The sequence below is a fragment of the Pseudomonas sp. S07E 245 genome (assembly GCF_019599025.1).
Taxonomy (GTDB): Bacteria; Pseudomonadota; Gammaproteobacteria; order Pseudomonadales; family Pseudomonadaceae; genus Aquipseudomonas; species Aquipseudomonas shirazensis.
The window spans coordinates 1,158,245-1,170,916 of record NZ_CP080625.1 but is presented as its reverse complement, the minus strand read 5'-3'; the positions used below and the strand labels follow the sequence as shown (position 1 = coordinate 1,170,916).

The following is a 12,672-nucleotide window of genomic DNA, read 5'->3' as shown; positions in this document are numbered from 1 at the left end:
CATCAACCCTGCCCGCGACTGGCGATTGGCACAGCAGGCGGCATGCCGCCGCGGCACTTTAGCACCCGCCATTGTGCGGGCCGGGTATCAACAGCAATACGCAGCGCCGCCGGTGACGGGTTGTGCGCCGCGTGCTGCGGGCGGCAGGCAAACGCCAGCGCCTGGCCGGTTTCGGCAGCCACCTGCAAGCGGCGCAAGGCGCGATCATCGGCCCGTTCAGGCCAGCACAACACCGCTGCACAACTGCCCGAGCGCAAGCACTGCTCGGCAGCCCACAAGGCATCGGTAGGCGCAGCCTCGACCTGGGTCAGCCAGCGCAGATCAACCCCGGCTGCCTGCCACGCCGGCGCAAAAGGGATAAACGGCGGTGCAATCAGCACCACCCGCCCGGACTCTGCGGTGAGCCGGGCCAGGCTCGGCCATAACAATTGCAATTCACCACAGCCTGGACTGGCCAACAGCAGCTCACTCAGCGCAGCGGCAGGCCAACCGCCGTCGGGCAGGCGCTCATCGAGCTGGGCATGGCCGGTTGGCTGCAGGCCGAGCGGGCGCGCCTGGGTTTGCCGGCCACGCCAAATTCGGCGCTGGTCGAGCAGGCCGTCCAGATCGACCACGGCGCCCATCAGTCGCGCCTCAGCAGGCCGCAGAAGACCCCTTCGATACAGAAGTCGCGCTCAGGGCCAACCTCGATCGGCGCATAGGCCGGGTTGCGCGGCAGCAAACGAAAGCCGCCGGGGATGCGCTGCAGACGCTTGATAGTGACCTCGCCATCCAGCCGGGCGACCACGATCTGGCCGTCGTCGGCTTCGCCTTGCTGGCGGATGCCGACCAGGTCACCGTCAAATATGCCGTCGTCGATCATCGACTCGCCGCGCACCTTGAGAAGGTAGTCGGGCGTGCGCCGGAACAGGCTTGGGTCGAGCAGCAACTGCTCGTGGATATCCAGGTCAGGCCCGATCGGCGCACCAGCAGCGACTTGGCCAAGGACCGGCAGCTCGAGGATTTCTGGCCGGCGCAAAGGCTCGGCCAGGCGGATACCGCGGGCCTGATTGGGCGTGACGTCGATGTAGCCGCCCTGGCACAGCGCACTGATGTGCTTGCGGGCAACGCTACGCGAGGCAAAACCAAAGCGCTCGGCGATATCGGCGAGGCTCGGAGGCTGGCTGTGATCGGTAATGCGCTCGCGGATAAAAGCCAGAATCGCGCGGCGTTTGGGGGTCATATTGTCCATGGAGCACATTTGTACTCTTTTCTGCTAAAACTGAACAGCCCCCTTCGTCGTGCGCATTGGTTATGATCCCCTGCTCGATGTACAAGCTTATGGATAACCGATGCTGACCGCCCTGCTGTTTGACCTCGATGGCACCCTGACCGATACCGACACGCTGCACCTGCAAGCCTTCCGCCAACTGCTGCACGAGCAGGACGGCCGCGAGCTGACCCAGGCCCAGTTCGATGAACAGATCAGCGGTCAGGCCAACGGTGAGCTATTCGCCAGGCTGTTCCCAGATCAGAGCCCGGCGCAGCGCCAGGCACTGGCGGAGCGCAAGGAAGCGCTGTTTCGCGAGCTCGCCCCTGAACTGCAACCGTTGCCTGGGTTACTGCGTTTGCTCGATTACGCCCAGGCAGAGGCCATCGGCATGTGTGTGGTGACCAATGCGCCGCGCTTGAATGCCGAACACATGCTTGGCGCAATGGGCCTGACCGAGCGCTTCACGCAGGTGCTGGTAGCCGACGAACTGGCGCGGGCCAAGCCCGATCCACTGCCCTACCTGACCGGCCTGGAGCGGCTGCAGGCGAATGCCGAGCATGCGCTGGCGTTTGAAGACTCACTGCCCGGCGTAACCGCTGCCAGCGCTGCCGGGATCTTCACCGTGGCCATAGCCACCACCCAGACGGCCGAACGCTTGCAGCAAGCCGGCGCGCAACTGGTTATCGATGACTTCAACGACCCGCGCTTGTGGCACCTGATCGAACAGATGCGCGGCTGACAGCAACCGCTACAGGCTGACGCCAAGTACTTCACGCAGCGACTCGCTGCGCTGATCGTCAGCGTCGCTGACCAACGCGAAGTTGTAGGCGCCATGCGACCAGTAGCGCGCTTCCAGCTGGCCATCGGTGCGTTGACCGGTCGGCATCTTGGCAAAGTGCTCGCCGGGCAGGCGCATGAACAGGCTGACCCGCTCACCCTGCTTGTCTTCGAACACCACCAGCGCCGCCGGCCCTTGCTCGTTGCTCAGCAGGCGCGCACCCACTGGCTGAAAGCCCAAGCCGGCCAGGTCGGGCAATTGGCCGACCCGATTGAAATGGCTGCCCAGCCAGGCGCGCAGCTGGCCAGGGTCGCTGGCCTGAATATCCAAAGCGCTGCTGCCGACAAACAACCGATGGGCCTGCAGCGCATCGGCCATGGGCAATTCGGTTGATGCCATGCTCATTTGCCGCGCCTGCCAGCCGCCCATGCCGCCGACACCCAGGCTCAACAGCAACGCCGCCGCCGTCGCCAGCCGGCGCACACGCCGTTGACGCAGACGCCGTTGCAACTGGCCAAGCTCCAGCTGCGGGCCAGGGGCCAGTTCGCCAAAGCCGGCCAGAGCCGCGCGCAGGCGCCGGGCGTCGTTGCGCCAGGCCTCGATACGCGCAGCCTCCTGCGGATTGGCGGCCAGCCACGCGTGGACTTCAGCGCGGCGCACAGGGTCGAGGCGCTCGTCGATATAGGCGTGCAACTCGTGCTCGGTGGGGGTCAGGCGTGTCATTTCAATCTCCGCAGGGCCGGGGACGCTGGGCTGCCCTCGGTCAGTTGGCGCAATGCTGCACGGGCCCGCGACAAACGCGACATCACCGTGCCGATAGGAATAGCCAAGGCCTCGGCGGCCTCCTTGTAACTCAAGCCCTCGACGCTGACCAGCAACAGCAGCGCGCGCTGCTCGGCCGACAACTGGGCAAATGCCTGCAAGTCGGCCTGGGCGAAGATGATGTCTTCGGTATTGTCGCCGATCGGCTCGCTGATCTCCTGGCCGCCGCTGAACCAGGCCAGCCAGCGCCGGTGCAGCCGGTCGCGGCGCTTGCTGTCGAGAAACAGCCGATAGAGGATGCTGAACAGCCACGCCCGCAGCGCGTCGGCCTCGCGCTGCTGGCCACTACGGCTCAAAGCGCGTTCGATGGTGGCCTGGACCAGGTCGTCGGCACTGCCCGGCTCGCGCGTCAGCCACACGGCAAAGCGGCGCAGGCGCTGCAGCAGTTCGCGCCATTGCGAGTCGTCGAGATCGTGCATGCTGTGATTCCAGCCCATGGGCAGTCAGTGTAAGGGGCAGACGCAGCGCCACGAAATTTATTCCCGGGCGGCTGGAATAAGTTGCGCCGCGCCCCGTCGTACTCGCATCTTCACTGACCCGGATGTTGCCTATGAACACTCCCGTGCACGGCCCCGCCAAGCTTTGGCGGCTGACGGCCATTGCCGCCGGCCTGCTCGTCGCCGGCTGCGCGTTTGCCTACACCGCTGGCTGGATCGGCGGCCCCAAACTCAGCCCGCAACGCATCATCGACACCTTCGAAGCCCAGGCCGGGCACCACCCCGGGTATCGCAAGAACCACGCCAAAGGCCTTTGCGTCACCGGCTACTTCGAGAGCAGCGGGCTGGCCGCGCCGTTGTCCAGCGCGCGGGTCTTCGAGCAGGCGCGGGTGCCAGTGATCGGCCGCTTCGCCATTGGCGGCGCCAACCCGGCCACGCCTGACACCGGTGTGCCCGTGCGAAGCATGGCGTTGCAATTTGCCACCGACGACGGCCAGCTCTGGCGCACCGGCATGAACAACCCGCCGGTACTGGCAATCGGCACCCCAGAGGCGTTCTACCAACAGGTGCTGGCCATGACCCCGGATCCTGCCACCGGCAAGCCGGACCCGGCGCGTATGCAGGCGTTTTTTGCCGAGCACCCGGAAAGTGCGGCGTTTCGCCAATGGGCGGCCTCATACAAGCCCAGCGACAGCTTTGCCAGCACCCAATACCACAGCATCAACGCCTTCCGCCTGATCGACCGCCAGGGCAAAGAGCAGGCGGTGCGCTGGCAGGTCGAGCCGCAAACACCCTATAGCGCCCTCCCCGCACAGGTCAGCGACACGCTGTTCTTGCAGCACGACCTCGCCCAACGGCTGAGCCAAGGCCCACTGCGCTGGACCTTGCGCCTGGTGCTGGCCGAGCCGGGCGACCCGCTGGAAGACCCGTCCAAACCGTGGCCCGCGCAACGGCGCAGCATCGATGCCGGCACGCTGGTGATCAATGCCGTCGATGCCCCCGAGCAAGGCGCCTGCCGTGACCTCAACTTCGACCCGCTGATTCTGCCGAGCGGCATTCAGGCCACTGCCGATCCGATCCTGGCAGCACGCTCGGCGGCCTACTCGGAGTCCTTCAATCGGCGTAGCCGCGAGTCTCTCAACACTGGAGTACGGCCATGAAACCTGCTGCCTTTCACCCCTTCGCGCGGTTGCTGCACTGGCTGATGGCGGTGCTGATCCTGGCCATGCTGTTTATCGGCGTGGGCATGGTCAGCGACCTGTCGACCCGCCATCCGTTGCTGGTGGAACTGCACAAGGCAACCGGCCTGTTGCTGTTGCTGCTGGTGCTGGTACGCATCGCTGTACGCCTGACAGTTCCCCATCCACCGCTGCCGGCAGACCTGCCCGCACTGCAGCGGCTAGCCGCCAAGGCCTCGCACATTGCCCTGTATGGCCTGATGCTGAGCATGCCGCTGCTGGGCTGGGCGATGCTCTCGGCCGGTGGTTATCCACGCCCCTTGCAGTTGCCGGCCATTGCCCCGCACGACCTGCAGCTGTATGCGCTGCTGCGAGGCGCACACAGCTGGGCTGGCTATCTGCTGTTTGCCACGGTGCTGGTGCATCTGGGTGCGGCATTGATGCACGCCTGGGTCCGCCGCGATGCTGTGTTCAAAAGCATGTGGCCGGGGCCGCTGCGCGACGGCAAATAAGCTGCAGCAGGCGCTGGCCGTGACTCAAGCCACCACGACCAGCGCCGTTTAGATGCGCAGCGCGTTGCTGACAAGAGTGTGTTTTAATGCGTCGCTTATTATTTTTTACACCACTCTTCAGTACAGACAAGGCGGCTAATGGACACGGGGACACGACTCAAACTGGTGCGTGAACGCAACGGCCTCTCGCAACGAGAACTGGCTCGCCGCAGCGGCCTGACCAATTCGACCATCTCGCAGATCGAGCAAAACCGCGTCAGCCCCTCTGTCAGTTCCTTGAAAAAGCTGCTTGAAGGCATCCCCATGTCCCTGGCGGAGTTCTTCAGTTTCGATACCCCGGTGCGCGAAGAGCGCTTTGTCTTCCGCGGCGGCGACCAACCCGACCTGGGCCGCAACGGCCTGCGCATGCTGCTGGTCGGTGCCAGCGTCGAAGGCCGGCAGATGCGTATGCTGCGTGAGTTGTATGCGCCTGGCGCCGATTCCGGCGAGCCGATCGTGCATGCCGAAGGCGAAGAATGCGGCCTGGTTACCCGCGGCACCATTGAGCTGTGGGTAGACGGCCAGGTCAGCGTGCTCAATGCCGGCGATGGTTACTACATTCCCACTACCCTGGCCCACAGCTTCAAGAACATCGGCCAGGACGAGGCTGAGATCATCAGCGCCAACACCCCGGCCAACTTCTGATCGACAGCATGCGCGCGCCCAGCAGCCGTGAGGTATACCAATGCCTGCGTGATGTTGCGATGGGGGTGGAGCCGTTGCAGGTCTGTGCGCGCCCGCGCCCAGACCTGATCGAAGTCAGCAGCGCCGGCTGGCAACTGAGTTTGATCATCGATCCCGAAGGCCTCGCCCACTGCGCCAGCTGCTGCACCCCGCAAGGTGTCAGCAGCAACGGTGACAGCTGGCAGCGCTACGGCACCAACCCGGTCGAGCTGCTAAGCATCTGGGAGCGCCGACAGATCGAGCTACTGCTAGGCCTGGATAGCTAGCGCAAGGCCTGTTCGACAAAGTCCAACCGGTCCTGACCAAAGAACATCTGCCCCTCGACAAAACAGGTCGGCGCGCCAAATACGCCGCGCGTAACTGCTTCCTCGGTTGCTGCTTTCAATGCCTGTTTGACCTCGACTTGCGCTGCCAGCTCGGCGAACTGCTGTGGATCGAAACCGCCAGCAGCCAACGTCTGCTCCAACACCTGCGCATCGCCCAGTGCGCGTTGCTCTGCCCAAAGTGCGTTGAACAGCAACGCAAGCAAGGTCTCAAAGCGCTCAGGTGCGTGCAATTGCATGCCCGTCAGCCCGCGCATCAACCCCAGGGTATTGAGCGGAAAGCCAGCTGGCAGCCCGAATGCCACGCCATAGCGCTGCGCGAACCGCTGCAGGTCGAGCATCATGTAGCGGCCCTTGGCCGGAACCATGACTGGCGATGCGTTGCCGGTCGCCTGGAACACGCCCCCCAACAGCATCGGCCGATAGACCAGCAGCACAGCATGGCGCGCACATAGCTCGGGCAGTTGCGTCCAGGCCAGATAACTGGCTGGGCTGCCGAGGTCGAAGAAAAACTCCACGGATTTACTCATCGCTCGATCCTTTGAAGGGCAGTTTTACCAGCGTTCGATCCACGGCCGCAGGTCCAGCTCGAAGGTCCAGGCATCCCGGGGCTGGGCATGCAAAAACCAGTAACTGTCGGCAATGTGCGCAGGGTCGAGGATGCCGTCCTGGTCTTTTTGCGCATACCGTTCAGGGAAGTTGTCGCGAATGAACGCGGTGTCGATGGCCCCATCGACCACTACATGGGCAACATGAATATTACGCGGCCCCAGCTCCCGCGCCATGCTCTGCGCCAGCGCCCGCAGGCCATGCTTGGCGGTGGCGAACGCGGCAAATCCCGCCGCGCCACGGGTGCCGGCGGTGGCGCCGGTAAAGATGATACTGCCGCGCTCGCGAGTGACCATGCGCCTGGCCACTGCCTGAGCGGTCAGAAAACCAGCAAAGCAAGCCATCTCCCAGATCTTGTAGAACTTGCGCGGGGTTTCATCGAGGATGCTGCACGGCACATTGGCGCCGATATTGAACACGAAAGCTTCGATCGGGCCGATATCGCGCTCGATGGTTTCGATCAGGCTGGCGACGTCCTCCTCGCTGCGCGCATCGGAGCCAAAGCCATGCGCCCGGCCACCCTCGGCATTGATCTCGTCCAGCAACGGCTGCAGCTTGGCCGCGTCGCGACGGGTCACACAGGCGATATAACCCTCGCGGGCAAAGCGCTTGGCAATGGCTCCGCCGGTCGCATCGCCGGCACCAATCACCAGCACCACCTTGTCTCGTTCCGCCACGGCCACCTCCATTGGTAAACGATCATTTAGTAAACGAACGCTATGTTATGATCCGACCACCGTCAAGCCCGGGCGCGGAGATCATCTGAATGCGCTACTCCATTGAACACAAACTGCAAACCCGCGAAAAACTCATCGCCAGCAGCGGCGCACTGGCCAAGCGCGGCGGCTTCGCCAGCACCGGCGTGGCTGATTTGATGAAAGCTATTGGCCTCACCGGTGGCGCGTTCTACAACCACTTCCCGTGCAAGGACGACCTGTTCAGCGAGATCGTTCGCCGTGAGCTGAGCAACAGCCCCCTCGCCCGCCTGGCCGCGCGCGGCGCCGAACGCCAGCGTCTGGCCCGTTGCCTGGAGCAGTACCTGAGCCTGGCCCATCTGCATAACGCCGAAGAAGGCTGCCCGCTGCCGCCACTGGCGGTGGAGATCGCCCGCGCCGACCAAACCGTACGCCAGGAGGCAGAGCACTGGTTGGTCGTACTGCATGCAGCCTGGAGCGAGACCCTGGATGATCCTGAACTGGCCTGGGCCTTGATCAGCCAATGTGTCGGCGCGGTGGTGGTCGGGCGCATGCTGGCCAGCGAAACCGTGCAAAGCGAACTGCTGCAGGCCAGCCGCAGCCTGGTCGCCAAGGTGCTCGCTTGAGGCCTGCCCTGCTGCTGTGGCTCAGCCTGACCCTGGCCCTGGCCCGACCTGCAGCTGCCGCAGACACCTGCCCGGCGGGCCAGTATCAAGTGTGCTTGATGGGTTGTTTCTGCACCCCCTTCGACCCCGGCCAGGCTGGGCAGATCCTGCAGGATGTCGAACACATGGCCTCAAGCGGCCTGGTCTTCGCCCTGCAACAAGCTCAGGCCGACGCCACTGCACTCGGCACCGAGCCGATCCCGCTGCATATCCGCGTTCAGTTAGACGCTTGGTACGACTTTGCCGTGCTCGACGCCTTGCGCTACCGGGTCGGTGACCAACAGCAGGTCAGCGCCGCCAATGCCCTGCTGCAAAACCCCGATGTGAACGCGGTGACCTTGATCGACACGGTGATCTTTCGCCATGCCAGCGATGCCGAGAACAATGTCGCGCTGTGGGCCCATGACCTCAAGCATGTACAGCAGTATCAAGAGCTGGGCGTCAGCGAGTTCGCCCGGCGCTACACGCGCAACTACAACGAGCTGGAAGCCCCGGCCTACGCGATCGAGGCCGAGGTGGCGGCTGCCTTGCGTAAAAAACAGTCTGGACAGGCGCACTGATTGCATCAGCCCCTTACCGCCTGAAAGGGCTCCGGGCCAGCGCCGCTACCAGTCGTAGCTCAGGCTGGCAATCACGTTGCGCCGGTTGCCGTAAAGCACCGAGTCTTCGTAAAAGCCTGGCTGGAAGTAGTGCTTGTCGAACAGGTTGCTGGCCGTAACCGACACCCTCATACCGTCCAGCCCGATACCCGCCAGGTCGTAACGCAAGGTGACGTCGGTCAGCAGGTAATGGGGCGTCTTCACGGTGTGCTGCACGTTATATGACGAGCCAACATAGCGCTGTCCAAGCCCCATACCTACGCCTTTGAGCGCACCGTCTGCGATCGTGTAGTCGAGCCAGAGGCTGGCGGTATTGCGCGCAGTCGCCCGCGGCGCGTTGCCCTCGAACCTGTTGTCCTGGGTGATCTCGGCATCCAGGTAAGCGTAGGACGCCAGCACGTTCAGCTCATGGCTGAGGCTGGCCTTGCCTTCCAGCTCGATGCCACGTGAACGCACTTCGCCGCTCTGCACCGAGAAACCGGGATTGACCGGATCGGTGGTGGAGACATTCGTCTGCACCAGATCAAACGCCGAAACGGTGATGAAAGCGTCATAACCGGGCGGCTGGTACTTAACGCCAATCTCGTACTGGCGGCCTTCAGTCGGCTCGAACAGCGTGCCGTCACGGTAGGCTTCCGGGTTGGGCTGAAACGAAGTGCTGTAGCTGGCATAGGGTGCGATGCCATTGTCGAACAGGTAGGCAAGGCCCACGCGGCCGGTGAATTTGCGGTCACGCTGCACGGTATCGACCTGCTCTGTACCGAAGTACAAGCCCTCCTCCCAGGCGGTGGACCAATCCTGACGGCCACCCAGGGTCAGCGCCCAGCGGTCGAGCTTGATCTGATCCTGCAGGTACAGCCCGACCTGTTGCAAACGTGTGTCGGTAGAGCGCTGCAAAGGGTCGTACCAGATGGCCGCACCACCGTAGACCGGGCGATACAGGTCGATCATCTCGACCTCAGGATCGGGGTCGCCGTTACGGCGCGTTTCGCGGGCCTTGTAGTGCGAATAATCCAGACCGGCCAGCAAGATGTGCTGCAACGGACCCGTGTCGACCAGCCCCTGCAGATGATTGTCGATGAGGAAGGTATCGCTGTTTTTGGGCCGCAGTTGCAAACCGATGTCCTGGGTACGGCCGTCGGCGTTGAGTACCACATCAGGACCACTGGACAGGTAACCAACATTGGAATGCATGTAGCGCAGGTTTTGCTGCAGCTTCCAGCCATTGTCGAACTGATGCTCGTACTGCACGCCGATGACCGTGTTTTCGCTGTGGTAATAGCTGCCCTTCCAGCCCAGGTCGGTGTCTGAATCAATATGGCCATAGGGGCTTTTGCGCACGGTACCAATCAACGGAAAACTCTGCTCCGAGCCACCCGTACGGCTCTTGCTGTAACTGCCAAGCAGCGTCAGCGTATTGGCATTGTCGGGTTTCCAGGTGAGGGACGGCGCTACATAAGTGCGGTCATCAGGGGCGTGCCTGACCTGGGTGTCGCTCTCGCGCTGTAGCAGGACCAGCCGACCGAACAGGGTGCCGTCGTTATCGAGCTGATCACCGACATCAAGACCCAGCTGGCGCCGGTCGAAGCTGCCGTACTGCACTTCGAGATGACGAATCGGCGTTTCCTGCGGGCGTTTACTGGTCATGTTGACCACCCCACCCGGCGCCATCTGCCCGAACAGCACCGAAGCGGGACCTTTGACCACATCGACTCGCTCCAGGCCAAAGGTTTCAAAGTTGGTGTCGTACTGGTTGAAGCCGGTGCGCAGGCCATCCTGATACAGACCGAACAGGTTGAAGGCACGAAAACCGCGCAGGAAGATATCCGGGGCGCCTTGCCCGCCTGCGTAGTCCAACGCGCGAATCCCGGGGGTATAGGCCACAGCGGCATTGAAATCCTGTACACCACGCTGGTCCATTTCATCGCGGGTAATCACCGAAATGCTTTGCGGGATTTCATTGATTGGCGTGTCGGTCTTGGTGCCGACCGTGGTGCGTTTGGCCACATAACCCGGCACTGGTCCATCGCCAATGGTGCTGCTGAAGCGGGTGTCGACGACCTGCGTGGCGTCGAGTTCCAGCGCTGCGTCCGTTTGGGGGATCGGCGCCAGTGCGTACACGCCGTTGCCGTGATCAACCGCCCGCAAACCGCTACCGGCCAGTACGCGTAAAAAGCCCGCCTGCAGCGCAAATTCACCTTGCAGGCCGGCACTCTGGCGTCCGTCTACCAGCGCCGGTTCGATGGCGAGATTGATGCCCGAACGTGCGGCAAAGCTCGACAGCACCTGGCCCAGCGGCCCTGGCGAGATGGTGTAGTGCAGGTTGCTGGCGGCAAACAACGAGGGACTGGCGCTAAGGCTCACAGCCAGAGCTGTGACCTGCACGGCGCAGGCAATTGGTGAGCAACGAAATGACAAAGGCATGCAGACTCCGAATCGAAAAGATCTGTGTGCCTGGAGGACACGCGAGCGCTGGCAAAGCGGACAGGCGCTGCAGACTTTTTTTCAGACGGTTCGCGCCTGCAAACTCACCCAATACCGCGTGCGATACACCACCTGCACTGGCAGCGCCCGGGACACTGCGCTGAGGATCAGGTCGGTGTCGCGCAACAGGAACGCGCCGCTGATCAGCAATTGCCCGACCTGTGCATCGCATCGCACCCAGCCGGGTCGGTAGCGGTTCAGTTCTTCGACGAAAAGGTTGAGGGGCATCCGCTCGACGCGCAGCACACCGCTGGCCCACTCGCCAGCGCCGGTAAGCAATGGCGCTGGGCTCGACACCTGACGGCGGTCGAAATGGGCGCTCTGCCCAGCGCTCAGGTGTAAGTCGCTGCCGCCCTGCACAGGCTGAATGGCGACGGCGCCGGCGAACACGCTGACCTGGCTGTCGTTGCCCTCCTGACGCACGCTGAAGCGCGTGCCCAGTGCACGGATGATGCCTTGCTCGGTCTGCACCGATAGCGGTCGGCTCAGGCTGTCCGGGTGCGTGATAACGAGGATCTCCCCGCCACGCAAGCGCAGCAGCCGCTGGCTGGCATCGAAAACGATGTCCACGCCAGTTTGGGTATTGAGGGCCAGGCGCGTACCGTCGATCAGGGTCAGCTCGCGTTGCTCGCCAATCGCGGTACGTTCATCGGCCAGCCAATCGGTCTGCCGCCAGGCCACCAGCGCAGCAGGAGCGGCGGTCATCAGCACCATCAGCGCCTTGAGGCCAGCACGACGGCTGAGCCCATCGGCTCGTTCCAGGGTGGGTAACGCGACGCCCTCGGGAACGCCTTGCCACTGCTCACTTACCCGCTGCGCCAACTGCCAGGCGCGCGCGTGGTCCGGGTGCTGATCGCGCCAGCGCTCGAATCGGAGTTGTAGTGCAGGACTATGCTCGGCGCCGTTCAAGCGTATGTACCAGCGCGCGGCCTCGCGAACGATGTGTCGCTCCAGCGGCCGTTCGCTCACCGCTCATCGGCCATGGCGAGCAGCATGCAATGCTCCATCGCCTGGGTCAGATAACGCCGCACGCTGCGCACCGTTACCCCCAGTGCCATGGCAATTTCCGCATGGCTGTGGCCTTCGAGCTGCGACAGCAGAAACGCCCGGCGCACCACCGAAGGCAGGCCGTGCAGCAGCGAATCTATCAGTTGCAGGGCTTCCTGGATCAGATACTGCTCTTCGGCCGACGCAGCCCACTGCTCAGGCATCTGTTGCAGGGTATGCAACCAGGCTTGCTCAACCGAGCGGCGACGATACAGGTTGAGCATCAAACGGCGCGCAACAGTGGCCAGGTAAGCACGGGGCTGGCGCAGGTCGGATGCGCGGGGCGCAACTGCGGGGCGAAACAACCGCAGGAAGGTGTCCTGAGTAAGGTCGGCGGCATCGCTGCGACAGCCCATCCGCTGCCACAGCCAGCGCTTGAGCCAGGCGTGGTGCTCGACATACAGGCCGTGGATGTCGCCATGGGCGGATAAGTCGCGGGAAGAAGCCGAGCCCATAACGCTGGAGTCCTGTGAGCGATGCAATCGCATTTGAGAATTGATCGCACTATACCGGGACGACCTTGACAGGGCAATTACCCTGCTATCACC

General features: G+C 63.5%; 16 protein-coding genes. 7 read left to right on the top strand and 9 right to left on the bottom strand.

The features are described 5' to 3' along the window. Window positions 1-2: 2 nt before the first annotated feature. The gene (gene imuA / locus K3F44_RS05220; protein ID WP_220633474.1) at window positions 3-623 is read right to left on the bottom strand and encodes a translesion DNA synthesis-associated protein ImuA; all 621 of its coding nucleotides are present in this window, start codon (window positions 621-623) and stop codon (window positions 3-5) included. Next, window positions 623-1,240 (bottom strand): transcriptional repressor LexA, encoded by a 618-nt coding sequence (gene lexA / locus K3F44_RS05215; RefSeq protein WP_178080761.1) that lies wholly within the window; start codon window positions 1,238-1,240, stop codon window positions 623-625. The genes imuA and lexA overlap by 1 nt, the downstream gene beginning before the upstream one ends. 91 nt (window positions 1,241-1,331) lie before the next feature. Between lexA and K3F44_RS05210 the strand changes: the two genes are divergently transcribed. Further along, complete coding sequence (locus K3F44_RS05210) at window positions 1,332-1,991, top strand: HAD family phosphatase (protein ID WP_188035798.1); 660 nt, start codon at window positions 1,332-1,334, stop codon at window positions 1,989-1,991. 9 nt (window positions 1,992-2,000) lie between these two features. On the opposite strand, the gene K3F44_RS05205 is transcribed toward K3F44_RS05210, so the two are convergent. Both K3F44_RS05205 and K3F44_RS05200 read right to left on the bottom strand, forming a co-directional pair. Beyond that, a complete protein-coding gene (locus K3F44_RS05205; RefSeq protein WP_150569455.1) occupies window positions 2,001-2,753 on the bottom strand; it encodes an anti-sigma factor in 753 nt (250 codons plus the stop codon). Next, entirely contained in the window at window positions 2,750-3,271 is a 522-nt protein-coding gene (locus K3F44_RS05200) for a sigma-70 family RNA polymerase sigma factor (RefSeq protein WP_101318822.1), read from the bottom strand. The genes K3F44_RS05205 and K3F44_RS05200 overlap by 4 nt, the downstream gene beginning before the upstream one ends. 125 nt (window positions 3,272-3,396) lie before the next feature. Here K3F44_RS05200 and K3F44_RS05195 point away from each other — a divergent pair, with 125 nt between their 5' ends. The 4 genes from K3F44_RS05195 (at window position 3,397) to K3F44_RS05180 (ending at window position 5,968) form a co-directional block, all read left to right on the top strand. Then, window positions 3,397-4,449 (top strand): catalase family peroxidase, encoded by a 1,053-nt coding sequence (locus K3F44_RS05195; protein WP_150571968.1) that lies wholly within the window; start codon window positions 3,397-3,399, stop codon window positions 4,447-4,449. After that, entirely contained in the window at window positions 4,446-4,979 is a 534-nt protein-coding gene (locus tag K3F44_RS05190) for a cytochrome b (protein ID WP_101318820.1), read from the top strand. Before K3F44_RS05195 ends, K3F44_RS05190 begins: the two co-directional genes overlap by 4 nt. 138 nt (window positions 4,980-5,117) lie before the next feature. Continuing rightward, window positions 5,118-5,663 carry a cupin domain-containing protein gene (locus K3F44_RS05185; protein WP_101318818.1) on the top strand — a complete coding sequence of 182 codons (546 nt, stop codon included), beginning with the start codon at window positions 5,118-5,120 and terminating at the stop codon, window positions 5,661-5,663. 8 nt (window positions 5,664-5,671) lie between these two features. Further along, window positions 5,672-5,968, top strand: a complete 297-nt coding sequence (locus tag K3F44_RS05180) for a hypothetical protein (protein ID WP_188035797.1) — start codon at window positions 5,672-5,674, stop codon at window positions 5,966-5,968. On the opposite strand, the gene K3F44_RS05175 is transcribed toward K3F44_RS05180, so the two are convergent. Together K3F44_RS05175 and K3F44_RS05170 are read right to left on the bottom strand one after the other, a co-directional pair. Then, on the bottom strand, window positions 5,965-6,555 hold the full coding sequence (locus K3F44_RS05175) for a 2-hydroxychromene-2-carboxylate isomerase (protein WP_220633473.1): 591 nt from the start codon (window positions 6,553-6,555) through the stop codon (window positions 5,965-5,967). The two genes, K3F44_RS05180 and K3F44_RS05175, sit on opposite strands and share 4 nt — an antisense overlap. Before the next feature lie 24 nt (window positions 6,556-6,579). Next, complete coding sequence (locus K3F44_RS05170; protein ID WP_220633472.1) at window positions 6,580-7,311, bottom strand: SDR family oxidoreductase; 732 nt, start codon at window positions 7,309-7,311, stop codon at window positions 6,580-6,582. Between the two features lie 89 nt (window positions 7,312-7,400). Here K3F44_RS05170 and K3F44_RS05165 point away from each other — a divergent pair, with 89 nt between their 5' ends. Both K3F44_RS05165 and K3F44_RS05160 read left to right on the top strand, forming a co-directional pair. Then, a complete protein-coding gene (locus K3F44_RS05165; RefSeq protein WP_220633471.1) occupies window positions 7,401-7,955 on the top strand; it encodes a TetR/AcrR family transcriptional regulator in 555 nt (184 codons plus the stop codon). Continuing rightward, complete coding sequence (locus K3F44_RS05160) at window positions 7,952-8,554, top strand: DUF4157 domain-containing protein (RefSeq protein WP_409077659.1); 603 nt, start codon at window positions 7,952-7,954, stop codon at window positions 8,552-8,554. The genes K3F44_RS05165 and K3F44_RS05160 overlap by 4 nt, the downstream gene beginning before the upstream one ends. Window positions 8,555-8,599: 45 nt before the next feature. Here the strand turns inward: K3F44_RS05160 and K3F44_RS05155 are convergent, their stop codons facing one another. The 3 genes from K3F44_RS05155 to K3F44_RS05145 form a co-directional block, all read right to left on the bottom strand. Continuing rightward, complete coding sequence (locus K3F44_RS05155) at window positions 8,600-11,017, bottom strand: TonB-dependent siderophore receptor (protein WP_220633469.1); 2,418 nt, start codon at window positions 11,015-11,017, stop codon at window positions 8,600-8,602. An 81-nt stretch (window positions 11,018-11,098) separates the two neighbouring features. Further along, entirely contained in the window at window positions 11,099-12,046 is a 948-nt protein-coding gene (locus tag K3F44_RS05150; protein ID WP_101318806.1) for a FecR domain-containing protein, read from the bottom strand. Then, window positions 12,043-12,579, bottom strand: coding sequence for a sigma-70 family RNA polymerase sigma factor (locus K3F44_RS05145; RefSeq protein ID WP_150571882.1), 537 nt, complete (start codon window positions 12,577-12,579; stop codon window positions 12,043-12,045). Before K3F44_RS05145 ends, K3F44_RS05150 begins: the two co-directional genes overlap by 4 nt. Between the last annotated feature and the right edge of the window lie 93 nt (window positions 12,580-12,672).